The 25326-nt window shown below is 65.2% G+C and carries 28 protein-coding genes and 1 tRNA gene; 16 read left to right on the top strand and 13 right to left on the bottom strand.

Annotated elements, in window-relative coordinates; genetic code table 11:
- Nucleotides 1-94: 94 nt before the first annotated feature.
- The gene (locus QGV55_RS06260) at nt 95-1120 is read right to left on the bottom strand and encodes a substrate-binding domain-containing protein (protein WP_348637719.1); all 1026 of its coding nucleotides are present in this window, start codon (nt 1118-1120) and stop codon (nt 95-97) included.
- 131 nt (nt 1121-1251) lie between these two features.
- Nucleotides 1252-2622, bottom strand: a complete 1371-nt coding sequence (locus tag QGV55_RS06255) for an ATP-binding protein (protein WP_281017712.1) — start codon at nt 2620-2622, stop codon at nt 1252-1254.
- A gap of 117 nt (nt 2623-2739) precedes the next feature.
- On the opposite strand from QGV55_RS06255, the gene QGV55_RS06250 reads away from it, so the two are divergent.
- Together QGV55_RS06250 and QGV55_RS06245 are read left to right on the top strand one after the other, a co-directional pair.
- Nucleotides 2740-3546 (top strand): enoyl-CoA hydratase/isomerase family protein, encoded by an 807-nt coding sequence (locus QGV55_RS06250; protein ID WP_281017713.1) that lies wholly within the window; start codon nt 2740-2742, stop codon nt 3544-3546.
- Entirely contained in the window at nt 3546-4394 is an 849-nt protein-coding gene (locus tag QGV55_RS06245) for a class I SAM-dependent methyltransferase (RefSeq protein ID WP_281017714.1), read from the top strand. The genes QGV55_RS06250 and QGV55_RS06245 overlap by 1 nt, the downstream gene beginning before the upstream one ends.
- Here the strand turns inward: QGV55_RS06245 and QGV55_RS06240 are convergent, their stop codons facing one another.
- The 3 genes from QGV55_RS06240 to QGV55_RS06230 are packed head-to-tail and all read right to left on the bottom strand — an operon-like array spanning nt 4395 to nt 6642.
- The gene (locus tag QGV55_RS06240) at nt 4395-4886 is read right to left on the bottom strand and encodes a MaoC family dehydratase (protein WP_281017715.1); all 492 of its coding nucleotides are present in this window, start codon (nt 4884-4886) and stop codon (nt 4395-4397) included.
- Entirely contained in the window at nt 4883-6061 is a 1179-nt protein-coding gene (locus tag QGV55_RS06235) for an epoxide hydrolase family protein (RefSeq protein ID WP_281017716.1), read from the bottom strand. The genes QGV55_RS06240 and QGV55_RS06235 overlap by 4 nt, the downstream gene beginning before the upstream one ends.
- Nucleotides 6058-6642 carry a YqgE/AlgH family protein gene (locus tag QGV55_RS06230; RefSeq protein ID WP_281017717.1) on the bottom strand — a complete coding sequence of 195 codons (585 nt, stop codon included), beginning with the start codon at nt 6640-6642 and terminating at the stop codon, nt 6058-6060. The genes QGV55_RS06235 and QGV55_RS06230 overlap by 4 nt, the downstream gene beginning before the upstream one ends.
- A 181-nt stretch (nt 6643-6823) precedes the next feature.
- On the opposite strand from QGV55_RS06230, the gene QGV55_RS06225 reads away from it, so the two are divergent.
- On the top strand, nt 6824-7018 hold the full coding sequence (locus QGV55_RS06225; RefSeq protein WP_281017718.1) for a hypothetical protein: 195 nt from the start codon (nt 6824-6826) through the stop codon (nt 7016-7018).
- A gap of 11 nt (nt 7019-7029) precedes the next feature.
- Here QGV55_RS06225 and QGV55_RS06220 read toward each other — a convergent pair whose 3' ends face one another.
- The 3 genes from QGV55_RS06220 to QGV55_RS06210 are packed head-to-tail and all read right to left on the bottom strand — an operon-like array spanning nt 7030 to nt 8875.
- Nucleotides 7030-8061, bottom strand: coding sequence for a low specificity L-threonine aldolase (locus QGV55_RS06220; protein WP_281017719.1), 1032 nt, complete (start codon nt 8059-8061; stop codon nt 7030-7032).
- Entirely contained in the window at nt 8058-8510 is a 453-nt protein-coding gene (locus tag QGV55_RS06215) for a M67 family metallopeptidase (RefSeq protein WP_281017720.1), read from the bottom strand. Before QGV55_RS06215 ends, QGV55_RS06220 begins: the two co-directional genes overlap by 4 nt.
- A complete protein-coding gene (locus QGV55_RS06210) occupies nt 8507-8875 on the bottom strand; it encodes a hypothetical protein (protein ID WP_281017721.1) in 369 nt (122 codons plus the stop codon). The genes QGV55_RS06215 and QGV55_RS06210 overlap by 4 nt, the downstream gene beginning before the upstream one ends.
- 28 nt (nt 8876-8903) lie before the next feature.
- Here QGV55_RS06210 and QGV55_RS06205 point away from each other — a divergent pair, with 28 nt between their 5' ends.
- Nucleotides 8904-9857, top strand: coding sequence for an RluA family pseudouridine synthase (locus tag QGV55_RS06205; RefSeq protein ID WP_281017722.1), 954 nt, complete (start codon nt 8904-8906; stop codon nt 9855-9857).
- A gap of 184 nt (nt 9858-10041) precedes the next feature.
- Nucleotides 10042-10953, top strand: a complete 912-nt coding sequence (gene rpoH / locus QGV55_RS06200; RefSeq protein ID WP_281017723.1) for an RNA polymerase sigma factor RpoH — start codon at nt 10042-10044, stop codon at nt 10951-10953.
- 41 nt (nt 10954-10994) lie between these two features.
- Here the strand turns inward: rpoH and QGV55_RS06195 are convergent, their stop codons facing one another.
- Complete coding sequence (locus tag QGV55_RS06195) at nt 10995-12074, bottom strand: nitronate monooxygenase (protein ID WP_281017724.1); 1080 nt, start codon at nt 12072-12074, stop codon at nt 10995-10997.
- Between the two features lie 102 nt (nt 12075-12176).
- On the opposite strand from QGV55_RS06195, the gene modA reads away from it, so the two are divergent.
- From modA to QGV55_RS06155, 8 genes are read left to right on the top strand one after another with little or no spacing between them, the layout of a single operon-like run.
- Entirely contained in the window at nt 12177-12947 is a 771-nt protein-coding gene (modA, locus tag QGV55_RS06190; RefSeq protein WP_281017725.1) for a molybdate ABC transporter substrate-binding protein, read from the top strand.
- Entirely contained in the window at nt 12940-13623 is a 684-nt protein-coding gene (gene modB / locus QGV55_RS06185; protein WP_281017726.1) for a molybdate ABC transporter permease subunit, read from the top strand. The genes modA and modB overlap by 8 nt, the downstream gene beginning before the upstream one ends.
- Nucleotides 13620-14753, top strand: coding sequence for a molybdenum ABC transporter ATP-binding protein (modC, locus tag QGV55_RS06180; RefSeq protein ID WP_281017727.1), 1134 nt, complete (start codon nt 13620-13622; stop codon nt 14751-14753). Before modB ends, modC begins: the two co-directional genes overlap by 4 nt.
- Nucleotides 14750-15430, top strand: coding sequence for a GNAT family N-acetyltransferase (locus QGV55_RS06175; RefSeq protein ID WP_281017728.1), 681 nt, complete (start codon nt 14750-14752; stop codon nt 15428-15430). Before modC ends, QGV55_RS06175 begins: the two co-directional genes overlap by 4 nt.
- 31 nt (nt 15431-15461) lie before the next feature.
- A complete protein-coding gene (locus QGV55_RS06170; protein WP_281017729.1) occupies nt 15462-16073 on the top strand; it encodes a 2-hydroxychromene-2-carboxylate isomerase in 612 nt (203 codons plus the stop codon).
- Between the two features lie 46 nt (nt 16074-16119).
- Complete coding sequence (locus QGV55_RS06165) at nt 16120-16326, top strand: hypothetical protein (RefSeq protein WP_281017730.1); 207 nt, start codon at nt 16120-16122, stop codon at nt 16324-16326.
- Entirely contained in the window at nt 16316-16633 is a 318-nt protein-coding gene (locus QGV55_RS06160; protein ID WP_281017731.1) for a type II toxin-antitoxin system RelE/ParE family toxin, read from the top strand. Before QGV55_RS06165 ends, QGV55_RS06160 begins: the two co-directional genes overlap by 11 nt.
- Before the next feature lie 23 nt (nt 16634-16656).
- Nucleotides 16657-18177: a M81 family metallopeptidase gene (locus QGV55_RS06155; protein ID WP_281017732.1), complete on the top strand. Its 1521-nt coding sequence runs from the start codon at nt 16657-16659 to the stop codon at nt 18175-18177.
- Here the strand turns inward: QGV55_RS06155 and QGV55_RS06150 are convergent.
- Both QGV55_RS06150 and QGV55_RS06145 read right to left on the bottom strand, forming a co-directional pair.
- A complete protein-coding gene (locus QGV55_RS06150) occupies nt 18174-19463 on the bottom strand; it encodes an HlyD family type I secretion periplasmic adaptor subunit (protein ID WP_281017733.1) in 1290 nt (429 codons plus the stop codon). The genes QGV55_RS06155 and QGV55_RS06150 overlap by 4 nt on opposite strands.
- Nucleotides 19460-21178 carry an ATP-binding cassette domain-containing protein gene (locus QGV55_RS06145; protein WP_281017734.1) on the bottom strand — a complete coding sequence of 573 codons (1719 nt, stop codon included), beginning with the start codon at nt 21176-21178 and terminating at the stop codon, nt 19460-19462. The genes QGV55_RS06150 and QGV55_RS06145 overlap by 4 nt, the downstream gene beginning before the upstream one ends.
- 133 nt (nt 21179-21311) lie before the next feature.
- Here QGV55_RS06145 and QGV55_RS06140 point away from each other — a divergent pair, with 133 nt between their 5' ends.
- Nucleotides 21312-22601 carry a TolC family protein gene (locus QGV55_RS06140; RefSeq protein ID WP_281017735.1) on the top strand — a complete coding sequence of 430 codons (1290 nt, stop codon included), beginning with the start codon at nt 21312-21314 and terminating at the stop codon, nt 22599-22601.
- 104 nt (nt 22602-22705) lie between these two features.
- On the top strand, nt 22706-23212 hold the full coding sequence (locus QGV55_RS06135) for an L-2-amino-thiazoline-4-carboxylic acid hydrolase (RefSeq protein ID WP_281017736.1): 507 nt from the start codon (nt 22706-22708) through the stop codon (nt 23210-23212).
- On the opposite strand, the gene QGV55_RS06130 is transcribed toward QGV55_RS06135, so the two are convergent.
- Together QGV55_RS06130 and QGV55_RS06125 are read right to left on the bottom strand one after the other, a co-directional pair.
- Nucleotides 23209-23919 carry an RlmE family RNA methyltransferase gene (locus QGV55_RS06130; RefSeq protein WP_281017737.1) on the bottom strand — a complete coding sequence of 237 codons (711 nt, stop codon included), beginning with the start codon at nt 23917-23919 and terminating at the stop codon, nt 23209-23211. The two genes, QGV55_RS06135 and QGV55_RS06130, sit on opposite strands and share 4 nt — an antisense overlap.
- Before the next feature lie 4 nt (nt 23920-23923).
- Nucleotides 23924-24922: a Ppx/GppA phosphatase family protein gene (locus QGV55_RS06125; protein WP_281017738.1), complete on the bottom strand. Its 999-nt coding sequence runs from the start codon at nt 24920-24922 to the stop codon at nt 23924-23926.
- Nucleotides 24923-25103: 181 nt separating this feature from the next.
- Between QGV55_RS06125 and QGV55_RS06120 the strand changes: the two genes are divergently transcribed.
- Nucleotides 25104-25177 (top strand) — tRNA-Gln (locus QGV55_RS06120).
- Nucleotides 25178-25326 lie beyond the last annotated feature (149 nt).

The following is a 25326-nucleotide window of genomic DNA, read 5'->3' as shown; positions in this document are numbered from 1 at the left end:
ATGCGGCAGATCGCGTCAGAATTCTCAGGACGAGAACCCGAAGATTGGGACCGGAACCTGACGGAGGCTCCGGTCCCGTATCATCGTGACCTGCTTACATGGACAGCTTGGCGTTGCCCTTCGCCGACGCGCTCCATTCGGCCCGCTCGGCATCGGACATCGGGATCAGACCCTTGTCCGTCAGGTAGCCCTCATTGCCCCAGGCCGCTTCACTGGTGAACTCGGCCACATATTCCTCGATGCCCGGAACGACACCGATGTGAGCCTGCTTCACGTAGAAGAACAGCGCACGGCTGACAGGGTAGGAACCGTCAGCGATCAGCTCGAACTCCGGCGCGACACCGCCAACCGTGGCGCCCTTCACCTTGTCGGCGTTCTGGTCGAGGAAGGAGAAGCCAAAGATGGCCAGCGCATCCGGGTTGGAGGTCAGCTTCTGAACCATCAGGTTGTCGTTCTCGCCCGCGTCCACATAACCGCCGTCCTCACGAACCGTGTGGCAACCGGTCTTGTAGGCGTTCTTGTCCTTCTTCTTCAGGTCCTTGACCCAGCCGAAGGTCTTGCAGCCGCCTTCCATGGCGAGCTCGACGAAGGCGTCACGCGTGCCGGAGGTCGGCGGGGGGCCCAGAACCTCGATCTTCACGGCCGGCAGGGATGCGTTCACATCCTTCCAGGTCTTGTTCGGGTTCGGGATCCACTTGCCATCCTCGGTCGGGATGTCCTTGGCCAGCGCCAGATAGAGGTCGCGCAGGCTCAGGTCATAGGCCGGGGCCTCGATCGCGTTGGCGATGACGATACCGTCATAGCCGACCTTGACCTCGGTGATGTCCGCGACGCCATTCTTGGCGCACAGCTCGACCTCGGAGGACTTGATGCGACGCGAGGCATTGGTGATGTCGGGGTGACCCGTGCCGACACCGGCGCAGAACAGCTTCATGCCGCCACCGGAACCGGTTGATTCGACAACCGGCGTTGCGAAACCGGTCTTCTGACCGAATGCCTCAGCCACCGCCGTGGAGAAGGGGAACACCGTCGATGAACCGACGATCTGAATCTGGTCCCGCGCATGTGCGGCACCGGCAAAAACCATCGCGACGCTCGCCGCGAGTACAACTTTCTTGATCACTTGAACCTCCTGGAGATCGGAAAGTAAGGAGGCTTCTACGCACGCAATGTTTCACAAATGTGACGCTTATATTTTCTTTCTTTTTTAATTGGTTATGTAATTTTTCTGATACATGACACGAGATAAAATCAGGCCTGGTCGAGTCTCTGCTCCGGCGCGGTCGCCAGCATCGGTTCGCAGCAGGGCAACCTGACCGAGAAACACGACCCCTCGCCCTGCTGGGAGCGGATGGAAAGCTCTCCCCGATGCCTTGAAACGATGTGCTTGACGATTGCCAATCCCAGCCCCGTCCCGCCTGCCGCGCGACTGCGGGCCCGGTCGGTGCGGTAGAAGCGTTCCGTCAGTCGCGGTATCTGTTCGCGCGCGATTCCGGCCCCCTGATCGCGCACATCCACCTGTATGTATCCGTCTTCAACCGCCGCCGTGACACGCACGGGTGTGCCCCTGTCCCCGTACTTGATTCCATTGTCGATCAGGTTCTGGAACAGGCGCACCAGTTCGTCCCGATCCCCCGCGACAGGCAGTTCGGGTGCAAACGCACATTCCAGCCGCATCTCCCGCGCCTGGGCCAGCAGGTCCAGGCTCTCGCAGACCTCGTCCAGCACACCGGCCAGATTGACCCTGTCGCGCGGCGGCTGATGCTCGTTCATCTCGATTCGGCTCAGGGCCAGCAGATCATCCACCAGGCGGGCCATGCGGTCGGATTGCTCCCGCAGGATGTCGAGGAACCGGGTCTGGGCCACCGGATCATTGCGCGCCGGGCCCTGCAGCGTATCGACAATGCTCAGCACGGCGGCCAGCGGTGTACGCAGTTCATGACTGACATCGGCGACGAAGCCGGAACGCATTTCCTGCACCTGTCGACTGTCGGTCACATCATCCACGGCCGCCACGAACCCCTGCCCGCCCGCGAACCGTGCCGGCAGGGCATCGATGGATACCCGGAACCGGCGCCGGACCGGCGCGAACACCGGGAACTCCGCAGCGCGGGAGACCCGGTCACTGACCGACCTGTCGATGGCCTGCAGGACATCGGGATGACGCAGCGCGGCAGCGATATCGCGCCCCTCCAGCCCTGATCCGAACAGGGATTTTGCCGCCAGGTTCATGAATTCCAGGCGTCGGCGGACGTCGAACGTCAGAACGGGTCGCTCGATCCCGTCCAGAATGGCACGAAGTGCGGCGGCGTCAGCCTGGCTGCGCGCCCGCGCCTCCGCCAGATCACTGCCCAGTCGTTCGACCGCGGCGGCATAGTCGCGGGTGTTGGCCGGGCGCCGTTGCCACGCCTTCAGCGCCGCGTTCTCCCGCAGCAGGTAATGCAGCATGCCCAGCATCGTCAGATTCAGCAGCACCCAGCAAGCCAGCGCCGTCAGCGGCTGGATTGCGGAATTCACGCTCAGGCCACCAAACATGGCGGCACTCGGTACAGCCAGGAACAATCCAAGCCGCAGCAGGCGCATCCAGTGCCCGTTCCAGATTGTCGAATTTTCCGCGCTCATGCCCTGGCCATGCCCCTTGTTGATGCAGCCCTGCGTCCGCAACGGATGAAAGAAGCATCAAATCGCGCAAGAATGATGACACACTGACGATTGAATCGCGCGAGGGGAGAAGAGCCGTTGCAACAACTGCTGATCGAAAGGGACGGGCCGGTGGCACTGGTCCGCTTCAACAATCCGCCGCAGGGCTTCATGAACAGCGCCACGCTGGAGGACCTGGAGGCCGCGACTCTGGAGTTCGACAGTGACGATTCCGTGCGCGCCGTCGTCTATACCGGCAGCCAGCCCGACGTCTTCATCAAGCACTACGACACGAATGAACTGGCAGGCATGGCGCGTCACATGCAGAAGCGCGAGATGAAGTTCTCGCCGGAGCGCATGCTGCCGGAACGCAACATCGACATCATCTTCAACCGAATCGGCGCCAGCACGAAGCCGCATATCGCGGCCATCAACGGGGCCTGCATGGGCGGCGGGCTCGAGTTCGCGCTCGCCTGCGACCTGCGCTATGCGAAGGCAGGCAGCTACCGCATGGGGCAGATCGAGATCGCGCTGGGCATCCTGCCGGGTGCCGGTGGCGTGGCCCGCACGGCAAAGATGATCGGCGCGGCGAAGGCGATGGAACTCTGTCTGCTGGGCGACGCCTTCAGCCCGATGCAGGCGGCGGAACTGGGTCTGGTCAATGAACTGGTGGAGGGCGATGTCGTTGCCCGCGCAATGGAAGTGGCGCACAAGATCGCCGGATACCCGCCCCTGCCCGTCGCACACATCAAGCGCATCGCCCGTGCAGCCGCCGATCCGGCGGACCCGGAGGCGCTGGCCCTGGAACGCACCCTGTTCATGGATCTGATGGTTCAGGACGAGGCCGTGGAGAGGCTGGATGCCTACAACGCGGGAACACTTGCCTTTGGAGACCGTCCAGCCTGATGAACCAGCAAGATGGGACCATTGCGTCCTCCGCCTCCCTGTATGACCGTCACCCGATCAATGCGGACCAGATCCTGCTGACGCTGAAGGAACAGGGCAGGAATCTGGATCAACTGCGTCCTGTCGACCTGCGTCCGCACGATCAGGATCACTATGGCGGCGAAGCGGCGGTATTCGATCTGGCGGCAGCAGCAGGGCTGCAGGACGGTGACCGGGTCATTGACATCTGCGCCGGCGTTGGCGGCCCGTCCCGGTTGCTGGCCGAGAAGTTCACGCATGCGCGATTCCTCGCGTTTGACCTCCATGGCGGACGCTGCCACGGGGCGCAGAGACTGAATGCCGTGGTCGGCATGGATCGGCAGATCGATGCGATCCAGGGCGACGCACAGGCCATGCCCTTCGCTGACAACAGTCTCGACATTGCCTTGAGTCAGGAAGCCTTCCTTCACATTCCCGACAAGCAGGCAGTGCTCAATGAGGCGGCCCGCATTCTCAAGCCCGGCGGGCGCCTCGGTTTCACCGATCTGATTGCCGGTCCGGCGCTGGATGAGACAGACCGTGCTGCGCTGGAGGCGGGCATCGAAATGCGCACACTGCAGACCGTTCCTGACTACAAGGCCAAGTTCCGGGCGGCTGGCCTGTCACTGGTCAGTCACGACGATCTCAGCCCGCAATGGGTGACGATCCTGACCGAACGGCTGGAGTGGTATCGTGCGATGAACAGGGGCACCCGGCAGACCCTGGGTGACGGCGTTCATGAACGCTACATGGACGACTACGAGACCTTCGTCGGGCTTGTGCAGGCCGGACGGCTGGGCGGCGGTCGTTTCGTGCTGCGGAAAGGCTGATCAGGCCACGGCTTCCGGCCGTTTCAGCACCATCTGAACCGTGTCCCAAGTGCAGCAGACCTCACCGCGCTGATTCTCGACACTGCATTCGATCTCGACCAGTCCCAGTTCGGGGCGACTGCGGCTCTCCCGCTTCGAAAGCACCGTGACACGGGCATAGAGCGTGTCCCCGGGCCGCGTCGGATTGGGCCAGCGCAGGTTGTTGAGTCCCGACGACCCCATCGACGCACGCCCGAAGAAACCGCTCTGTATCAGCATCCGAAAGGATGCGGCGCCGACCTGCCAGCCACTGGCGATAAGTCCGCCGTGAATTGACTGCTTCGCGAATTCGACATCGGTATGAAACGCCTGCGGATCGTAGCGGAAGGCGAAGTCGATGATGTCACTCTCCGTCAGGCTCACACCGGGCGCATTGACCACTTCACCAACCGTGTAGTCCTCGTAGTGGCGCGCCCGATCGTCCGGTCCCTCTACGGTCGGGGGCCTGCTCATTCCAGCCCCCTGAAGAAGGAGCGGATATCGCGGGTCAGTTCCTCCGGCTTCTCCCAGGCCGCAAAGTGCCCGCCGTCGGACTCCACCGTCAGGTTCCGTACATTGTAGGCACGCTGCAGCCAGCTCTCGGGCGGCGCGGGGACGAGATCATAGGGGAACAGGCAGAACCCGGTCGGCACCTCGATCCTGTCGGCGGAACCGTCTGCCCGCGCCTCCAGTTCCATGCCGCCTTCGTGGGTCACGGCGGTGTAGATCCAGCTTGCGGAGTTGTGGGCGTTGTTGACCCAGTAGATCATGATGTTGGTCAGCAGTTCGTCCATGTCGAACAGGCTGAGATTTCCCGGCCCCTCCTTCACCCGATACTGGAACTTCTCGGTGATCCAGCCGGCCAGACCAGCGGGGGAATCGGAGAGACCGTAGTTCAGGGTCTGCGGCTTCGTGCCCTGGATCTGGAAATAGCCCATGGCCCGGGCCGTCCGGGCGCGGAACCTGCCGATCCATTCCTTCTCGTCGGCGCTGACCGCTGGCGTACCCTTCCCCAGATAGGGCTTCAGCGGCACCATGTTGAGGTGAATGCCGATCAGCCTCTCGGGATGCCGGTGGGCAAGCCAGGAGGTGATGATGGACCCCCAGTCGCCCCCCTGAGCGGCAAAGGTCTCGAGCCCGAAGACCTCCGTCATGAAGCGTGCCCACAGGTCCGCGATCTTCTTCGGATGCATCGGGGCAGCCGGGGCGCTGGACCAGCCATAGCCGGGCAGCGACGGACAGATCACGGTGAAGGCGTCCGCCACATCGCCGCCGAACCGTTCGGGGTGCGCCAGTGGCTCGATGATCTTGTGGAACTCGAACACCGAACCCGGCCATCCATGCGTGATCAGAAGTGGCGTCGGATTGGGTCCGGAACCCTCCTCGCAGATGAAATGAATATTGAAACCATCGACTTCGGCGACATAGTTGGGAAATCCGTTCAGCAAGGCTTCCCATTTGCGCCAGTCGTAGCCGGTCTGCCAGTGCTGCACCATCTGCCGCATGTAGGCCAGGTCGGCACCATAGTGCCAGCCGCCCCCCTCCACCTCGTTCGGGAACCGGGTGCGCGCCAGCCGTGCCTTCAGGTCCTCCAGCACCTCATCGCCGACGGCAATGGTGAAGGGACGCGCGTTGATCTGCATGCTCATGCCCTGCCCGCCTGCATGGACAGCATGGCCGGGTCGATGCCGATACGGCGCACCGCAGCCTCCCATTTCGCATCCAGCGCGACCCCGAAGATGATGTCGCTGTCCGCCGCGCAGTGCAGCCAGTCGTTGCGCTGGATCTCCTGTTCCAACTGCCCCGGCGCCCACCCGGCATAGCCCAGCGCCAGGATCGCGTCGCCCGGCCCCGCGCCGGAAGCCATGGCACGCAGGATGTCGACCGTTGCCGTCATCGACACCCCGTCCGCCATCGGTATCGTTGCTTCGCGCTGATAGTCGTCGGAGTGGAGCACGAAGCCTCGCCCGGTCTCCACCGGTCCACCGAAATGCATGGTGATGGGCGGGGAATTCTCCGCCTCGATATCAAGCTGCTTTGCCAGATCGGCAAACTGCAGGTTCGGCAATTGCTTGTTGATCATCAGGCCCATCGCACCGGCAGCCGCCGTATGGCTGCACATGAAGATGACGCTGCGCTGAAAGCGCTCATCCTGCATCGATGGCATGGCGATCAGCAATTGCGCCTGCAGGCTGTCGCCATCCCCGGTCTCGTCTGTGTCCTGTTCCATCCGTCAAGTTTGGGCGGACGGGCTGTGCGTTTCAAGCACGCTTCTGTCCGCGGGGGATCAAAGGGCCGTTCGTCGCCCTGCGGCAGATCAGTGACAATCCGGTGGCAATCGGTGCCCGGGCCTTTCAGTGTGCCGCTCCGGTAGCCAATTAGCTGGTGAACTTGGGAAAGGAACAAGAAGAATGCTGAAGACCCTTGCAATGCTGACGACACTTGGCCTGCTGCTGACGGCCTGCCAGACCACGATCGAGAGCGACACGCCGAAGACGACCGTCGAGACCGATGGTGTGAAGGTCACGATCGGGGACGACGACCACCAGAAGTCCGGTGACGGAACCTTCTGCCCGCCGGGTCAGGCGAAGAAGGGCCGGTGCTAGACCAGACCAGCTCACGCCTGATCGGCAGCCGCCTCCAGAATGGCGTCGACGTCCGCTTCATCGGTCATGAATGACGTCACGAACCTGACGCCGCCGGCCCCTGCCGCGGACCAGTCATGAAAAAGGAAGCCCCGCGCCCTGAGCGTGTCGGCCACACCGGCAGGCAGATCGACGAAGACCTCGTTGATCTGCACGGGTGCGGCCAGCCGAAAGCCCTGCATCGCGGCCAGACCGTTGCCCAGCTTCCGCGCCAGCCGGTTGGCGTGATGCGCGTTGTCCAGCCAGAGGTCGTTGGTCACATAGGCGGTCAACTGGGCTGAGAGGAACCGCTGCTTCGACCAGAGGTGGCCACCTCGCATGCGGCGATAGTGCAGTTCCGCCGCCGTTTCGGGATCGAACACGACGACCGCCTCCGCCGCCATGCAGCCGTTCTTGGTGGCACCGAAGGACAGGATGTCGACGCCTGCCTTCCAGGTCATCTCGGCCGGTGAAACATCCAGCGTCGCCAGCGCATTGGCGAAGCGCGCGCCGTCCATGTGAACCTTGCAGCCGTTCGCGTGCGCCAGGTCCGCCAGCGCCGTGATCTGGTCGATACTGTAGAGGGTGCCTGCCTCGGTTGCCTGCGTCAGGCTCAGCGATGCCGGTTGCTGATGGTGTTCGAAGCCGGGCACGAAGCGGTTCAGGCCGGTCTGCAAGGCCTCCAGGCTGATACGCCCCTCCTCCCCCGGCAGGGGAAACAGCTTCGCACCGCCGGTGTAGAACTCGGGGGCGCCGCACTCGTCCTCATAGACGTGGGCATGCGAGTGGCAGAACACCACGCCGGTCGGTGGGGTCAGCAGGCTGAGGGACAGGCTGTTCGCCGCCGTACCCGTGGCGACGGGAAAGACCGCGACCTCCCGCTCGAACAGGGTGCTGAAGGTCCGCGTCAGTTCCTCGGTCCATGGATCATTGCCGTAGGCGGGTGCGAAACCCTGGTTCGCCGCCGCCATGGCGGCCAGCACCGCCGGATGAACAGCCGCCCAGTTGTCGGATCCGAAATTCATGACTGTCCTGCTCCCTCGACGACGTCCACCATCACACGTTTCATGGTCACTGATCCGGCATCCTGCTGCCAGGCCGCCAGCCCCTGGGTACCGCCCCAGCGCATGCCGACCACGACCCAGATCAATTCCGGCTCATCAGCCGCGCGCCGGGTATCCGTCTCCGACGGGACCGGATCACCGTAGGGGTGGGAATGATAGTGCCCCAGAACGGCATCGCCGCGTTCCCGCGCGGCGCGCTGTGTCCGCAGCCGCAGACCCGGATCGATCTCGAACGTCCGCTCTCTCGCCTCCGCCAGATTGGGACTGGGCACAACCTCCGTCACCAGCCAGCCGTCGCCGGTTTCGCGCCCGACGATCAGCCCGCAGCCTTCCTCCGGAAAGCAGTCATGCAGGTGGGCGATGATCCTGCCCCCGCAGGTGATCGGCAGAATCAGGGACCGGTCCGTCACCGCGCTGACACCTCGCCGATCCTGCGACCGGTGCGTACATCGATCAGATGGATCCGCACCGTACCATCGGCACCGCGGGTAACGACGCGCAGGACACCGTTCTCGACCGCGCTCTCGATGATCTCGGCCTCGGCGCCGGGCAGCAGCACGCTGGTCCAGGTCTCGCCGTCGGGCGCAAGGGAGATGGTTTCCGGCGCGGGCGAGGAAGCGACCGACGGAACGGATGGTTCCTCGACAACCACGCTGTCGCCCATACGGTTGATCGCGGTTACGATGATGATCCCGGTCATCGCCAGAATCGCGATTCCCAGAACGATGACGACAATCTTGAGCACCCTGAAATTCGGCTGATCCGGCTCTGACATGCTGCAACCCGATAAAGAGACAATCACCGTGACCGACGGCGCGGCGGGCGACCGGATCGACCGCCTGCTGGCGGCAACCCTGCCCGACATGTCGCGGAGCCGCCTGAAAGCCCTGATCGAACAGGGCCGCGTCACGGCGGATGGCCGGACGATAGTGGACGCGTCCTACCGGGTCAAACCGGGCGAGACGCTGACCGTCGCACCGGACGCGCCCGTCGATCCGGTGCCGCAGGGACAAGCCATTCCACTGCATGTCCTGCATGAGGACGCGCATCTGATCGTGCTCGACAAGCCCGCCGGCATGGTGGTGCATCCGGCGGCGGGAAATGCGGACGGCACGCTGGTCAACGCTCTGATCGGCCATTGCGGCGACAGCCTGTCAGGCATCGGTGGCGTGCGGCGTCCCGGCATCGTGCATCGACTGGACAAGGATACATCCGGCGTGATGGTTGCGGCCAAGACCGACATAGCGCATCGCGGACTGGCAGCCCTGTTCGAGGCGCATGACATCGACCGGGCCTATCTGGCAGTCGTCCGGGGAAGACCCGCGACAAGCCGCGGCACCATCGAAGCCCGCATGGGACGTGACGTCCGCGACCGCAAGCGGATGAAGGTGCTGGAGCACGGCGGTCGCCATGCGGTCACCCACTACCGGCTGGTGGAGTCATTCGGGGAGGCTGCATCGCTGCTCCGCTGCACGCTGGAGACCGGCCGCACGCACCAGATACGGGTCCACCTGAGCCATCTGGGGCATCCGGTGATCGGCGATCCGACCTACGGGCGCATGCGGCGCAAGCGGCTGGCTCAGATGTCGGATGTGGCGGCGGAGGCCGTGGCCGGGTTTCCCCGGCAGGCCCTGCATGCGACACGGCTGGGCTTCGCACATCCCGTCACGGGCGAGGATCTGACCTTCGAAGCGCCGCCACCCGCCGACATGGAGGCGCTGATCCAGTCGCTGCGGGCAAACGTAGAACCATTGTAAACAACTTGAATTCGACCGATCCGGTGACCATATGAACATGGTGGCCAGCAATGACTTTCCCCGCCTTACGGGGGTCAAATTCCGGCCACAATCGGTTGACTGAATGACGTTGTTGCAGTCCGGCTCCACCATTTGCTGGAAGTCCGGGCTTCAGTCGACTCGTTTGCGAGAGGGAGAGAGTACGATGGCTGGACGTTCAGTGATGCCGGCAATCAGTCCGGAGGGAAGCCTCAGCCAGTATCTGGACCAGATCCGCAAGTTCCCGATGCTGGAACCCGAGGAAGAGTACATGCTCGCCAAGCGCTGGACAGAGCATGAGGACATGAATGCCGCCCACAAGATGGTGACCTCGCATCTGCGCCTGGTGGCGAAGATCGCGATGGGCTATCGCGGCTATGGTCTGCCCGTGCAGGAGCTGATTTCCGAAGGCAACGTGGGCATGATGCAGGCGGTGAAGCGCTTCGATCCCGAACGCGGCTTCCGCCTTGCCACCTATGCCATGTGGTGGATTCGCGCCTCGATCCAGGAATACATCCTGCGGTCCTGGTCGCTGGTGAAGATGGGTACGACGGCAGCGCAGAAGAAACTGTTCTTCAACCTGCGCAAGCTGAAGGGCCAGTTGCAGGCCATCGAGGATGGTGACCTGCACCCCGACATGGTGACCAAGATCGCGACCCGACTGCAGGTGTCGGAGAAGGAAGTGGTGGACATGAACCGCCGCCTGGCCGCCCCGGACCATTCGCTGAATGCGCCGCTGCGCATCGACGGTGACGAGGAATGGGTGGATTGGCTGACCGACGAATCCGAGGACCAGGAGACGACCCTGGGCAATTCGGAGGAGCTGGACCAGCGCCGCGCCATGCTGGAAGGGGCCATGAAGACCCTGAACGAACGGGAGCGGCACATCCTGACGGAGCGCCGTCTGAAGGACAATCCGCTGACGCTGGAGGATCTGAGCCAGGAATATGGTGTCAGCCGCGAACGCGTCCGCCAGATCGAGGTGCGCGCGTTCGAGAAGCTGCAGAAGGCCATGAAGAATGCGGCCCTGCAGCAGCGCATGAATGCGGATCGGGAGCTGGAGCACTTCGGCGCCTGACCGACCGACGCCGACATTCGAAACCGGAGACTGACAGGGCCTCAGCCGCGCAGGGTTGAGGCCCTTTTCAATGCGGCATCGGTTTCGCGATCCAGTTCGGCCATGAGCTGTGCGGTGCCAAGACGCCGCGACATGCGGGTGCCCTGCCCTGCCCAGAGGGAGAGAAAGGCGGGATCACCCGCCTTGGCCGCGGCGGTCCGCATGGGGCGCGTCAGCTGATTCTGCAGCGGGAACGGCAGTATCGCCCCCTCCCCCCCTGCGTCCACGGTCTGCATGAAGCGGTTGGCGATGCCGCGCGCCGGGCGACCGGAGAAGGCGCGGGTGATCCGTGTATCATTGTCACCTGCGTCAAGGATGGCCTGCTTCTGCACCTCCGGCACGCCGCCTTCGGCTGTGGTCAGGAAGGCCGTACCCATCTGCACCGCCTGTGCCCCCAGCATCAGCGCCGCCGCGATGCCGCGCCCGTCCATGATGCCGCCGGAGGCAATGACGGGAACCCGCACGGCATCGACGATCTGCGGCACCAGCGCCATGGTGCCGACCATCGCGCCCGGCCCGTCGGTGTCGAAGCTGCCGCGATGGCCACCGGCCTCACCGCCCTGCGCGGTGATGGCGTCGACCCCGGATACCTCCAGCGCCACCGCCTCGGCCACGGTTGTCGCGGTGCCGATGATGAACATGTCCCGGGCCTTCAGCGCCTGCATCGCCGCTTCCGGCAAGGTCCCGAAAGTGAAGCTGAACAGGCGGGCGCCACTCTCCAGCGCCGCAGGCAACAGACGTTCGAAGGGATCGGCTCCGACCGGAGGGACGGTGGGGGCATCCAGCCCCAGTTCGGCAAAGAACGGCGCTGCACTGGACAGGGCAAGCTGTCCATCGACCTCCGGGGCCGGGCGCTGTGGCGCGAACAGGTTGATGCCGAACGCACCGTTCGTGCGCTCCCGCACCGCGTCGGACGCGGTCCCGATGGCCTCCGGCGTCATGTAGGCCGCGCCGATGAAACCCATACCGCCTGCATTGGATACTGCCGCCGTCATCGCAGGCGTATCACCACCGCCGCCCAGCGGGGCCTGCATCACCGGACTGGTCATGCCCAGTCGCTGCATAAGATCGGTCCGGACCATGTTTCCCACCTCCCTCAAGACACCTACCGGCCAATCTAGTGCGCTGACCGGCAGGGAGGAACATTGACACCCCGCCGGGCGGCCCACAAACATGGCCGCATCATGCGCGCGCTCGGTTTCATCCTCGTTTCCGTCCTGCTGGCAGCGGCCATCCCCGCCGCCGCCGGACAGCGCATCACCGTATTCGCCGCGGCGAGCCTGAGCGACGTGATGCAGCGCATCGGCACGGCATTCGAGGCAGAGCACGACAGCACGGTCCGCTTCTCCTTCGCCGCATCATCGACACTTGCCCGGCAGATCGAGGCCGGAGCGCCCGCTGACATCTATGCGTCCGCCAATACCGCCTGGATGGGCTATCTGCGGGACCGGGACCTGATCATTGCCGACAGCTTGGCCGTTCCGGTGCGCAACAGTCTGGCGCTGGTCGGCAACCGACAGCGGTTCGGTCGCTCAAAGACGCTGGAACAGGCGCTCGGCGCGCTGCATCCGGGGGAGCGGCTGGTGATCGGCGATCCGGCACATGTCCCGGCCGGGATCTACGCCCGCCAGGCCCTGGCCGCGATGGACCTGTGGGACGGTCAGCAACAGCGGCTGGCCTTCGCGTCCGATGTCCGCGCGGCGCTTGCGCTGGTTGCGAGGGGGGAGGCGCCGCTGGGTCTGACCTATCTGACCGACGTGCAGGTGGGGGGGCCGGAGGTGATCCTGCTGCAGGTCCTGCCGCCGGATCTGCATGACCGCATCGAATATCCCTTCGGCATCGTCAGCGGACACGACAATGCGGACACCCGTGCCTTCATGGCATTCCTGTGGAGTGACGCCGCTCGGCAGGCGTTCCTGAACGCCGGGTTCAGTCCGGCAACGCCCAATGACTGACGCGGAGATCGAGGCCCTGCTGCTCAGTCTGCGCATTGCTCTCGTCGCGGTGGCGGGTGCCCTGCCCTTTGCGGTGGCCGTCGCATGGTTGCTGGCGCGGACCCGGTTTCCGGGACGGGTGCTGCTTGACGGTCTCGTCCACCTGCCGCTGGTCCTGCCGCCCGTTGTCATGGGCTATCTGCTGCTGGTCAGCCTTGGCACCAATGCGCCGGTCGGCGGCTGGCTGCTGGAGACCTTCGGGATACGCCTTGTCTTCTCGTGGACCGGTGCGGCGCTGGCGGCAGCGATCATCAGCTTTCCGTTTCAGGTCCGGGCGATCCGGCTGGCGATGGAGGCGATAGACCCAGGCCTCGATGCCGCCGCACGCACGCTTGGCGCGGGACCGCTCGACCGCTTCTTCTCCATCACCCTGCCGCTGGCCCTGCCGGGGATCATCGCTGGCGCGATCACCGCCTTCGCCGCCAGCCTGGGGGAGTTCGGTGCCATCATCACCTTCGTCTCCAACATTCCCGGTGAGACCCGCACCCTGCCCCTGGCCATCTATACCGCCATCCAGTCCCCCGGCGGGGAAGCGGCCGCCGCCCGGCTTGCCGGCCTCGCCATCGCCCTGGCGCTCGCCGGACTGATCCTGTCCGAAGCCGCAGCACGCCGGGTGCGGAGCCTTTCCGGCTCATGAGCCTGGATATCGCCATACGCCACGACCTCGGCGACTTCCGTGTCAATGCCAGCTTCGGCGTGGACGAACCCGGCATCACGGCGCTGTTCGGCCCCTCCGGCGCGGGCAAGTCCACCATCATAGCCGCCATGGCGGGGCTGATCACACCTGACAGCGGTCACGTCCGGATCGACGGAGAAACCCTTTTCGATTCCTCTGACGGCACCAGTATCCCGGCGGAACGGCGGCAGATCGGTTACGTGTTTCAGGAAAGCCGCCTGTTCCCCCACATGGATGTGCGCCGCAACCTGACCTTCGGCGCCCGCCGGGCCGGCGGACGGAGTGCCGCCATCGGCTTCGATCCGCTCGTGGAACTGCTCGGCATCGGGCATCTGCTGCAGCGCAAGCCGGTGAACCTGTCAGGCGGTGAGCGTCAGCGCGTGGCGCTCGGCCGTGCGGTCCTCGCCGCACCGCGCCTGCTGCTGCTGGACGAACCCCTGGCCGCCCTGGATCAGGCCCGGCGGCAGGAAATCATGAGCATGCTGGAACAGCTTCGCGACGTGGCCCGTATCCCCATGGTCTACGTCAGCCACGCCCTGGATGAGGTGACCCGGCTGGCGGACCACATGGTGGTGCTGGACCACGGGACCGTTGCAGCCAGTGACACGGTCTATGCCATCACGTCCCGTATCGACCTGTTTCCCCTGACCGGGCGCTTCGAGGCCGGTTCGGTGCTGCCGGGGCAGATCCTCGAACATGACGCGAACCACCATCTCAGCGCGGTCGGGATCTCCGGTGGCCGCCTCTGGGTTCCGCGCATCGACCGGCCGGAGGGTGCGCAGGTGCGCATCCGGGTGCGGGCGCGCGACGTCATGCTGGCCACGGCCCCGCCAGCCGATATCAGCGCCAACAACATCGTCGCCGGAACGATCAGCGCGATCCGGCGCGACGACGGGGCCTATCTGGACGTTCGTGTCGCCTGTGGCTCGGACCATCTGATTGCGCGCATCACCCACCGTTCCCTCGCGCGGCTGGGCCTTTCGGAGGGACAGCCGGTGCACGCCGTGATCAAGAGCGTCACCGTGGAACGCGACGGCGGACATGGTTCGGGGCATACTCCCATGAGAAATCAGATGAGAGTTCCGCGATGACCACACGAAGCACGCTGCCCCCCCTGTCCGTACGCAATGCCCGGCCCGAGGACGCGCAGGCCATCGCCAACCTGATTGCCAAGGTCTATCCGCCAAAGCTGTCCTATCCGGCGGAGACGGTGCTGGGACCGATGACAGCCTTCCCGCAGGGCCAGTTCGTGGTGGAGGATGCGGGCCAGATCATCGGCTATGCCGCCACCTTCATCACCGATGAAGCGACCGCGATGTCGAAACATACCTGGCCCGGGATCACCAACAACGGCATGGCCAGCAACCACAATCCGGACGGCGACTGGCTCTATGGCATGGAAGTCTGCGTCGACCCGGATCAGCGCGGCCAGCGGATCGGACAGCGCCTCTATGTGGCGCGGAAGCGGCTCGCCACCCGCCTGAAGCTGAAGGGCATCATCTTCGGTGGTCGCATGCCTGCCTATACACGGCACCAGAAGCGGTTTCCGACGCCGGAAGCCTATCTGGAGGCGGCGGTGGCGCGGAAGGTGCGCGATCCGGTCATCAGTTTCCAGCGCCGCAACGGCTTCCTGCCACTCGGTGTACTGCGCAACTACATGCCCGGCGACACGGAGTCGGCCGATCTGGCCGCGCACATGATGTGGCGCAACCCGAAGCACCCCGACACACCGCCGTCCTTTGTCGAACCGACAGGCAGCACTATCTGATCCGACGACACTTCTCCGGGGAGGCCCAACCATGGCCGAGATCGAATATTTCTACGCCGCCTATTCCGCCTTTGCCTATCTGGGATCGCGCCGGTTCCAGCAGATCGCGAAGGCGGCAGGCCGCACCATCGCGCACCGGCCCATTGATCTGCGCCGGGTCGTGGCGGAGGTCAGCAAGTCGCCCTTCGGCAACCGTTCCGACGGGCACAAGGCCTATTTCTTCGGACGCGAGATCCAGCGCTGGAGCGAGGAACGAAACGCCCCGGTGATCGGCCACACGCCGACCCATCACGGCAATGACATCACCCTGTCCAACTGTTTCCTGATCGCGGGGATGGAGGCGGGCCTGAACATCGACGAACTCTCCCACCGTCTGCTGGAGTCCCATTGGGCGGAGGACACGGACCTGGATGACGCGCCGACGCTGGCCCGTCTGGCGCGGGAAGTGGGCGTGGACCCGGACCCCCTGCTCGCCAACGCCCTGACGCCGGAGATCCAGGACATCTACCAGCGCTGGACCCAGGAAGCCATCGACCGCTCCGTCTTCGGCTCCCCCACCTACTTCGTCGATGGCGACATGTTCTACGGGCAGGACCGGCTGGAGATGGTCGAACGCGCCCTGAAGCAGCCTTACAGGAAATAGGATCTTGCGTTAGTATCCCCGTATCGCGCGCCGGAAGGACAGAAACATGAACAGCAGCCTGACAGAGGCTCTGGCCGTCATCGAGCAACTGCCTGCGGATCGGCAGCAGGCGCTCGGCGAAGCGTTTCTCGAAACCGCCACCCGCGCCCTGATCGAACAGAAGATCGCTGAAGGCGAAGCGTCTGTCGAAGCCGAAGGCACCGCCCCGGCAGAAGACGTTTTTCGCCGCCTGACAGCACGATATGGCGGCTGAAGTCGTCATTCCGCCTCACGTGGAAGCGGAACTTGCCCGGATTGGCGACCATGTAGCGCTGGATGACCGTCAGGCCGCCTTGCGCCTGATGACCCGACTTCAGGAGAAATGCCTGTCGCTCGCCGAGTTCCCGTTCATGGGCCAAAGGTTCGGTGACAGCTACCGCGTGATCGTGTCGGGACGCTATCTTGTCTTCTATCGCGTCGATGAGGCTGGTGAGCGTGTGGTCATTGTGGCAATCCTGCATGGCGCACGTCACTACGATCTTGAGGTCCTGATGCGCCGCGATCGTCCTGGACAGGACTGATTTTTCGAACGGGGAGAGACACCATGGCCCGAATTGCCATTGCCGGTTTCATGCATGAGACAAATACCTTTGCGCCGGTGCTGACGACCTATGAGCATTTCGAGCAGGCCGAGGGCTTTCCGGGGCTGACGCGGGGCGCGGACATGCTGAGCGTGTTTCCGCCCGCCAACATCGCGACCGGCGGCTTCATCAAGCAGGCGCAGGCGCTGGGCCATGACATCGCGCCGGTGCTCTGGTGTGCCGCCGTCCCCGCCGGGTATGTCACCGAAGACGCCTATGAGCGCATCACCACCATGATCGTCGATGGTCTGGTGGCGGAGGTTGAGAAGGGTGCGGTCGCGATCTACCTGGACCTGCATGGTGCCATGGTCGCGCAGCACCAGCAGGACGGCGAGGGCGAGTTGCTGCGCCGCTTGCGGGAGCGCATCGGCGACGAGATGCCTGTCGTCGTCAGTCTGGATCTGCATGTGAACATCACGGAGGCGATGGTTGGCCATGCGGACGCGCTGATCGGATACCGTACCTATCCGCATATCGACATGGCGGAGACGGGCAAGCGGTCCGCCGACCACATGCACATGATCCTGGCGGAGGCCCGCCCGCAGCAGGCCAAGGCGTTCCGGAAGCTGGACTTCCTGGGGCCGCTGACCGGTCAGTGCACGATGGTCGATCCGTCGAAGTCGCTCTACGACCTGGTGGCCGCCATGCAGGACGGCCCGGTCTCGACCATCAGCTACACACCCGGTTTCCACCCCGCTGACATCCTGGAATGCGGCCCGGCGGTGGTGGCCTATGCCGACGATCAGGCGGCGGCGGACGCTGCCGCCGACCGGCTGCGCGACTGGGTGCTGGAGCATGAGGGCGAGTTCGCGGTGCCGATGCTGAGCCCGGCCGAGGCGGTCTCAAAGGCGCGCGGCATGCACAACAGCGCGTCACGGACCATCGTGCTGGCCGACATTCAGGACAATTCCGGTGCCGGTGGCACTTCCGACACCACCGGCCTGCTGCGCGCCCTGGTGGAGGGCAATGCGGAAGGTGCGGTGCTGGGTCACCTGACCGACCCGGCGGCGGCGAAGGCGGCCCATGCCGCCGGCCTCGGCGCGGAGATCGAGCTGTCGCTCGGCGGCAAGCTGTTCGAAGGCGGCGACCCGCCGTTCACGGCGACGTTCCGTGTCGCCGCCCTGTCGGATGGTCAGTTCCTCTGCACCGGCCCCTTCTATGGCGGCAACAATGCGAAACTGGGCAAGACGGCCGTGCTGGAGATCGGCGGGGTCCGGGTGGTCGTCTGCGAGGGCCGGATGCAGGCGGCGGACAAGGAGATGTTCCGCCACATCGGCATCGAACCGGATCAGGTGCCGATCCTGTGCCTGAAGTCATCCGTGCATTTCCGGGGCGACTTCACCGACATCGCCGAGGATATTCTGGTGGTGGAAGCCCCCGGCGCCTTCATCGACCGACCGGCGAAGAACGCCTACCGCAATCTCCGCCCCGGCGTCCGCCTCGGCCCTCTGGGTCCGGTACATCAGCCGGAACAGGCGTCCTAACGCTCCCGGAAGGCTTCGTGCTGCAGTTTCAGGACGGGTTGCAGCAGGAAGCTGGCGACGGAGCGTGATCCGGTGTGGACGTCGATGGTGGCCAGCATGCCGGGGCCGATGGGAAACTGCTCCGGCGAATTCCCAAGGTAGGCCCGGTCGGTCTGCACGACGACCTTGAAGTAGGGTCGGCCCTGCTCATCCAGGCTGCTGTCCGGCGCGATGCGGACGACCTTGCCGTCGAGACTGCCGTAGCGGATGAAGTCATAGGACGAGATCTTCACCGTCGCGCGCTGACCGACCGTGACAAAGCCGCGATCCGTGGGGCTGAGTTCGGCCTCCACCACCAGCGGGCCGCCCACCGGCACGATTTCCAGGATCGGCTGGCCCGACTGGATGACCGCGCCCACGGTCGAGACCTTCAGGTCCGCGACCACCCCGTCGATGGGGCTGCGGATCGTCGTCCGGCTCTCCTGCTCGTCGGCACCGGACAGGCGTTCGGCCACCGTGGCGATCTGGACCTCGACCTCCGCCAGTTCGGCCTGCGCCTCGCGCCGGTAGCTGCGTGCGGCCTCTTCCTTGCGCTCCGCAGCTTCGCGCTGTTCCGATGCGGCACGGCTCATGGCCGCTTCCAGGCTGCCGATCTCTCCGACCAGCCGGGCCACGTCGGCCTGCTTCTGGTTCACCTCCAGCCGCGAGGCCAGATTGTCGCGCGCCAGATCCTGCAGCGTTGCCAGCGATTCCTGGCCCAGTTCCAGTTCCCGGCTGCGGGCATCGCGGGCCGAGCGATACTCGCGAATTTCCTCGCCACGCTGGCGCAACTGCTGATCCAGCACCGCCTCGGAACTGCGCAGTTCATCCTGCCGCGCCCGGAAGGCACGCTGCTCCGCCTGCAGCACTTCCGACCGGCGCTGGCTGGGCCCATCTGGAAATGCCGGTTCCGTCCCACCGGCCTCCGCCAGCAGCCGTGCGCGCTTCAGCTCCAGACCATCCAGCCGGACCCGCAGCTCCGCTGGATTCTGGCTCGCAAGCCCCAGCTTCAGCCGGACGAGCGGCTGCCCCTTCGATACCAGCTGTCCCTCCGCCACCAGCAGGGCATCGACAATCCCGCCCTCCAGATGCTGAACGACCTTCACATCGCCCTGCGGCACCACGGTCCCGGGCGCCACGGCGACCTCCTCCAGGTCCGCGAACAGGGACCAGACCCCCAGCAGCACGATGACCAGCGCCAGCGCGCGGGCAATCCAGGCAACGGACCCCGGGCGATGACGCACGATCAGCTGGTCGAGCGCGCTCATGCCCGGCCCCCTGCCCCGGCGGTCAGCCGGGCGCGCATGTCGGCTGCCGGACCGGCGGCGGTGATCCGCCCGCCCTCCATCAGCACGATGTTCTGACAGGCCTCCAGCAGGGCCGGGCTGTGGGTCACCGCGATCACCGTCCGGTCCTCCCCCAGGGCCTGAAGGTTGCGGGCCAGCCGCGCGGTGGCCTGACCATCCAGATTGCCCGTCGGTTCATCCAGCAGCAGCACAGGCGGATTGCCGAGCAGGGCGCGGGCAATGGCGATGCGCTGGCGGATACCGCCGGGCAGTTCCATGCCGCCCTCCCCCACCCGTGCGCCATAGCCGTCGGGCAGGGCCGACACCGCCTCATGCACGCCTGCCAGATGGGCGACATCGATGATCATCTCGTCGCTGGCCTCCGGCTGAGCGACGGCAATGTTCTCCCGGATCGTGCCGGCGAAGAGGAACGTGTGCTGCGGCACGTAACCGATGGCGCGGGCCAGATCCTCCCGCCCGTACTGGCTGATGTCGGCGTCATCCAGCAGGATGCGACCGGCGTCGGGGCGATAGAGCCCCTGCATCAGTTTCAGCAGGGTGGTCTTGCCCGATCCGTTGGCCCCCACCAGACCATGCAGGCCGGTGGAAATCTTCAGTCGCGCCTCCCGGATCGCGGGCGGACGTCCCGCCTGGTAGCCGAAGGTCACATTATCCAGCCAGAGGGTGCCCTGGACCCGTGCGGCACTGACCGCGCCACGGGCCGGTTCCTCGGCGGTGGCAATCACGTCGCCCAGCCGCGCCAGCGCCTGTCGGGTGGCGGCATAGGTGCGCCAGTTGCTGACCAGTTGCTGAAACGGCTGCACGATGCGCCCGCCAAGCATGTTGGCGGCAACCAGTGCGCCGATCGAAAGATCCTGGTTCAGGATCGCGATCGCACCGACCGTGGTGGTCGCGACGGTGGTCAGCACCATCAGCGAAAGGCCGAGGTGGATGAAGAAATCGGAGCTTGCGCCGCGCCGCAGCCCCTCCTCCACCGCACCGGCATGGCGCTGCTCCCAGCCGGCGCGCATCGGTCCCTGCAGCGCCAGTGCCTTGATCGTGGTGCGGCCGCCGATCAGTTCGGCAATCATGCTGTCACGGTCGAAGACAGCGCGGCGTTCCGCGTCATTGGCCGCGCGAACTACCCGGCCCGAATACCAGGCAAGGGCAATGAAGATCGGGAAGACGGCCAGAAAGACCCAGGCTACAGGGGCCGCAACGACGAAGATCACCACCGCGAAGAGGATGGCGAAGGGCAGATCCGCCACAAGCACCGCCGACAGGCCCGAGAAGGTGTTGCGCACCGTCTCCGCATCCCGGAACAGCGCCTGCCACCAGGCGGTGGGCCGCCCCTCCAGCATCGCCAGCGGCGCACCGGTGATGCGCCCATAGAGCGACCGGGCCAGGGAAACATCGATCTCCACCGCCGCCGCGCGCAGCAAGCGCCCACGTCCCTGCCGCAGGAAGAAATCGAAGGTGAGTGCGATCAGAACACCAACCACCAGTCCCTGAAGCGTCGAAAGGCCACCGTGAAACACGACCCGGTCATAGACCTGCAGCACGAAGATCGGCACCGCGATGGCCAGGATGTTGACGATGAAGGACAGCGCCACGACTTCGCCCAGCCGCCGTCGCACCGGAGCCAGCAGGTCGGCAAGCCAGTCGTTTCCTGCGTCAGATGAACCCCTGTCCTGCAAGACTGCTCCCGCGCACAAATTATGGGAATGAGTGACTTAACCCGAAGGCGAGCTTGTTATACACCTGCTAAGATGCTTCGCATCAGGCTGATTCGACAGTCTGATGTCCCCCGTCTGCGGAAGATTCGCCGGTTTGATTCGTGGTCTGATCATAGCTTCCGTCCTGTTCCCGCTTGCGGGGGCCGCCTCGGCGGCACCGCTGGTCGAAGAACTGCGCGGACTGATGGGCGCGCACCCGGACGTACGCGCGGCGGAACGACGGCTCGACCAGGCCCGCGATGCGGTGCGGGAAGCCCGTGCCCCACTGTTTCCGCAACTGCGGCTGACCGGCGAATACGGCTATGAGAATGTCGACAGCCCGGTGCGACGCAATGCCGGTGGCGACGCGGTCGTGCAGACCCGCGAGATCGGTCGGTTCGAGGTCACGCAGAAACTGTTCGACGGTTTCGAGACCGACGGCCAGCTGAAGGCTGCGATCAATCGGGAATTCCAGGCGGGCTTTGGCCTGGAACGGGCGGAGCAGCAGCTGATGCTGCGCGCCACCACCGCCTATCTTGCCGTGCTGCGCCAGACGGAACTGGTGGACATCGCGCTCCAGACCGAAGGCACCATCCGCCGCCAGCTCGCGCTGGAGGATGAGCGGGTGCGGCGCGGTTCGGGCCTCTCGGTCGATGTGCTGCAATCGAAGTCCCGGCTTCAGGGCGCGAAGGAACAGCGCGTCCGGCTGGAGGGGCAGTTGCGTGACGCCATCGCCGAATATGTCGCCGTGTTCCATCACGCGCCGGAAATCGGCTCGATGGAACCGCCACTGGCACCGGACGTGCTGCTGCCGCTGGACCTCGACCTGGCCATCGACCGCGCGTTCCAGGTCAATCCGGCGATGAAACAGAGCGCCGAACGCATCGGTGAAGCCCGCCAGCAGCACAAGTCCGCCATGGCCGACTTCATGCCCGACGTGAACCTGGTCGCGGAGGGCGGACTGGAGAACGACGCGGAGGGCATCACCGGCAACCGCCGCGAGCTGTTCGTGGGGGTCCGCGCCGACTGGAACATCTTCAACGGCTTCGCCACCGTGGCCGCCAGCAGCCGCACCAAGCAGCGCATCGCGGAGACCATGGAGAACCATGCCTCGCTCAGCCGGGAGGTCGCGAAACGGGTGGAGGTTGCCTGGCAGACGCTCGTCACCCTGCGCGAACGTCAGGCACTGGCAGAGAATGCGGCGGCCATTGCCTCCGAACTCTTCGTCGCCCGCACACGCCTGCGTGGCGCAGGCCGCGACTCGGTCGTCAACGTGCTGGATGCGGAGCGTGAAGTGAACGCCGCCCGGTCCCGCGCCGCCGCCGCGCGCTACGACTCCCTCATCCAGACCTTCCGCCTGCTGTTCGAAGTCGGCGACCTGAATCTGGAGGCCTATACGTTCTAGGTCGTGCCACTGCCTGATTGCGGTGCCAGCCCGGTTCCATCATCCTGCGAAATGAACCACGCATTCCGCCGATTGCTGCGGTGATGGACAAGGGGAACACGGAAATGGTCGAGAACCCGCACGATACCGAACTGTCACTGCTGGACGAGGTGCGCCTGCAGGCCAGGGTCCTGCTGCCCGTGGTCCGGGCCATCCGCGAACGGCTGGGTCGGGCGGAAGGGGACCGGCTGATCGAGGATGCGCTCCGCGAATGGTCACGCGATCTGCACAGGCGCGTGGGGGCGGAGAAGGGCGGCGATGCCCGCGCCCAATGGGACGGCATCTGGGCCGACATGCGGCCCCGCATCGGCGACGCCATCCACCGCGAGATGCTCACCGACACGGACACCGTGCGCGAATACAACGTGACCCGCTGCGCCTATGCCGAATTCTTCAAGGCACTGGGGGAGCCGGAACTGGGCCGCTTCCTGCTTTGCGACATCGACTTCGACATTGCGGAGGTCGGCGCACCGGACGTGGAATTCAAGCGCACGCAGACCATCATGTCGGGCGCGGCATACTGCGACTTCCGCTATCGGTTCAGCACAGCGGATTCGGGGGAGCCGGGCTAGGTCGCGTCGGCCGCGCTCTCCTGCGATCCCCGGAACCCCTGGGCCACCAGATAGCTCTCCGCCGAGTCCTTGCGGCTGGCGTCGGGCTTGGCAAAGCGGACCTGCTTGAAGTCGCGTTTCACCTGCAGCAGGAAATCATTCTCTCCGCCGCCCTGCAGCAGCTTGACGACGAAGCCGCCGCCGGGTGTCAGCACCTGGCGGGCGAAGTCGTGGGCCAGTTCGGCCATGGCGACGATGCGGATGTGATCGGTGGGGCGGTGACCGGTGGCCGGGGCCGCCATGTCGCAGATCACCAGGTCGGCCTGCCCGCCGAGGGCGTTCATGACCTCGGTGTCCGCGCCCTCCTCCGTGAAGTCGAGTTGCATCATCTCGACTCCGTTCATGGGTTCCATTTCCAGGATGTCCACCGCCAGCACCGAGCCGCCGTCACCGATGCGCTTGCGCGCGATCTGCGACCAGCCGCCGGGCGCGGCCCCCAGATCGACGATGCGCTGGCCCTTCGCGAACAGGCTGAAACGCTCATCCAGCTGGATGATCTTGAAGGCGGCACGGGAGCGATAGCCTTCGGCCTTCGCAGCCTGGACATAGGGATCATTCAACTGCCGCTGCAGCCAGCGGGTGGACGAAAGCTTGCGGCCGCGCGCCGTCTTCACGCGCCTGGTGACATCGCGTCCGCCCCCCGGCGGACCTGCGGTACTCTTCGCCATCGCGTCAGTCTCCGGCGGCCATCAGGGCCGCGTCTTCGCGCATCAGGCGCAGCAGGATGCCTTCGCGCAGGCCACGGTCCGCCACCGTGATGTCCGGTACGGGCCAGAGGTCCAGAATGGCCTGCAGGATGGCGCAGCCACCGATCACCAGATCGGCCCGTCCCGGCCCGACACAGGGATGCTCCGCCCGCTCCGTCAGCGACAGACGCTGCAGGTGACCGGAAATCTCCGTCATCCGGCGGGACGGGATCGAAAGCCCGTCCACGGCGGCGCGGTCATAGCGCACCAGGTTCAGGAACACCCCGGCCAGTGTGGTGACAGTGCCGGAGGTGCCGACCAGCTTCAGCGCGTTCAGATCGAAGTCGCTGGCGACCGAGTTGGCAAACCCGGAGAAGATCTCCCGCGCCCGGGCGACCATGGCGGCATAGGTCTCGTCATCAACGATGTCACCGCCGAAATCCTCCGCGAAATTGACGACGCCGACAGGAAAGGTGGCGAATCGCGACAGGCGGTGGCTCCGCCCCTCATGCGGCTGGGCCAGCGCGAACTCCGTGCTGCCGCCGCCGATATCGAAGACCAGCGCCGGACCCTCGTGACCACTGAGCAGCGACATGCAGCCCGAAAGCGCCAGCGTCGCCTCCTCCTCCGCATCGATGACGTCGATGCGCAGCCCGGTCTCCCGGCGCACGCGATCAACAAAGCCTTCCGCATTGCCCGCGGCCCGGCAGGCGGCGGTGGCGACGCAGCGCAGGTCCCAGACACCACGACGGGCGATCTTGTCGGCACAGATCTTCAGGGCATCGATAGTGCGGTCAATCGCGGCTTCGTGCAGGTGGCCGCTGGCCGCGACCCCTTCCCCCAGCCGCACGATGCGCGAATAGGCATCGACGACACGGAAGGAATCGCCTGACGGCTGCGCGATCAGCAGACGGCAGTTGTTGGTGCCAAGATCGACAGCCGCATAACACCGCTCCCGTCGCCGATCAAAGACCCCGCCTGACACCTGTAAACTCCCGCCTGTTGGGTTCCTCCGCCGCAGAACGCGCAGCGGTGAAACATGAGATCACCCAACCGCCAACATACCAACCGGAGCGCAGGAATGTTAAGTCCATAGAACGCATGCTGCATCAGTTGACACCGTGGTTCCGGGGCCGTAAGAAGCGGCCCTGCCTGACGGCACCTGCTGGGGGATCGTCTAATGGTAGGACAGCGGACTCTGACTCCGTCAATCTAGGTTCGAATCCTAGTCCCCCAGCCACATGCCCACCGCAATACTAGGTATACAGCGAAGCTGCCCTCGCTAGCCGCGCGCCGAAGGTAGCCAAACACATATGACGTTGCGGTCTCGGTGAACGGAATTCTTGGAAGCTTGCCTTACCTTTGGAGCTAGCTGGACACCCGCATTAA

It is taken from the genome of Minwuia sp. IMCC3009, from assembly GCF_029909415.1.
Classification (GTDB): domain Bacteria; phylum Pseudomonadota; class Alphaproteobacteria; order Minwuiales; family Minwuiaceae; genus Minwuia.
Note: the sequence above shows the minus strand (reverse complement) of the source record. Positions and strands in the feature narration are given on the sequence as shown.

Coding starts and splice junctions, on each gene's coding strand:
- QGV55_RS06255 (WP_281017712.1), bottom strand. CDS start 2,622: ATGAGCGCGGAAAATTCGACAATCTGGAACGGGCACTGGATGCGCCTG.
- QGV55_RS06245 (WP_281017714.1), top strand. CDS start 3,546: ATGAACCAGCAAGATGGGACCATTGCGTCCTCCGCCTCCCTGTATGAC.
- QGV55_RS06240 (WP_281017715.1), bottom strand. CDS start 4,886: ATGAGCAGGCCCCCGACCGTAGAGGGACCGGACGATCGGGCGCGCCAC.
- QGV55_RS06235 (WP_281017716.1), bottom strand. CDS start 6,061: ATGAGCATGCAGATCAACGCGCGTCCCTTCACCATTGCCGTCGGCGAT.
- QGV55_RS06230 (WP_281017717.1), bottom strand. CDS start 6,642: ATGGAACAGGACACAGACGAGACCGGGGATGGCGACAGCCTGCAGGCG.
- QGV55_RS06225 (WP_281017718.1), top strand. CDS start 6,824: ATGCTGAAGACCCTTGCAATGCTGACGACACTTGGCCTGCTGCTGACG.
- QGV55_RS06220 (WP_281017719.1), bottom strand. CDS start 8,061: ATGAATTTCGGATCCGACAACTGGGCGGCTGTTCATCCGGCGGTGCTG.
- QGV55_RS06210 (WP_281017721.1), bottom strand. CDS start 8,875: ATGTCAGAGCCGGATCAGCCGAATTTCAGGGTGCTCAAGATTGTCGTC.
- rpoH (WP_281017723.1), top strand. CDS start 10,042: ATGGCTGGACGTTCAGTGATGCCGGCAATCAGTCCGGAGGGAAGCCTC.
- QGV55_RS06195 (WP_281017724.1), bottom strand. CDS start 12,074: ATGGTCCGGACCGATCTTATGCAGCGACTGGGCATGACCAGTCCGGTG.
- modA (WP_281017725.1), top strand. CDS start 12,177: ATGCGCGCGCTCGGTTTCATCCTCGTTTCCGTCCTGCTGGCAGCGGCC.
- modB (WP_281017726.1), top strand. CDS start 12,940: ATGACTGACGCGGAGATCGAGGCCCTGCTGCTCAGTCTGCGCATTGCT.
- modC (WP_281017727.1), top strand. CDS start 13,620: ATGAGCCTGGATATCGCCATACGCCACGACCTCGGCGACTTCCGTGTC.
- QGV55_RS06175 (WP_281017728.1), top strand. CDS start 14,750: ATGACCACACGAAGCACGCTGCCCCCCCTGTCCGTACGCAATGCCCGG.
- QGV55_RS06170 (WP_281017729.1), top strand. CDS start 15,462: ATGGCCGAGATCGAATATTTCTACGCCGCCTATTCCGCCTTTGCCTAT.
- QGV55_RS06165 (WP_281017730.1), top strand. CDS start 16,120: ATGAACAGCAGCCTGACAGAGGCTCTGGCCGTCATCGAGCAACTGCCT.
- QGV55_RS06160 (WP_281017731.1), top strand. CDS start 16,316: ATGGCGGCTGAAGTCGTCATTCCGCCTCACGTGGAAGCGGAACTTGCC.
- QGV55_RS06155 (WP_281017732.1), top strand. CDS start 16,657: ATGGCCCGAATTGCCATTGCCGGTTTCATGCATGAGACAAATACCTTT.
- QGV55_RS06150 (WP_281017733.1), bottom strand. CDS start 19,463: ATGAGCGCGCTCGACCAGCTGATCGTGCGTCATCGCCCGGGGTCCGTT.
- QGV55_RS06135 (WP_281017736.1), top strand. CDS start 22,706: ATGGTCGAGAACCCGCACGATACCGAACTGTCACTGCTGGACGAGGTG.
- QGV55_RS06130 (WP_281017737.1), bottom strand. CDS start 23,919: ATGGCGAAGAGTACCGCAGGTCCGCCGGGGGGCGGACGCGATGTCACC.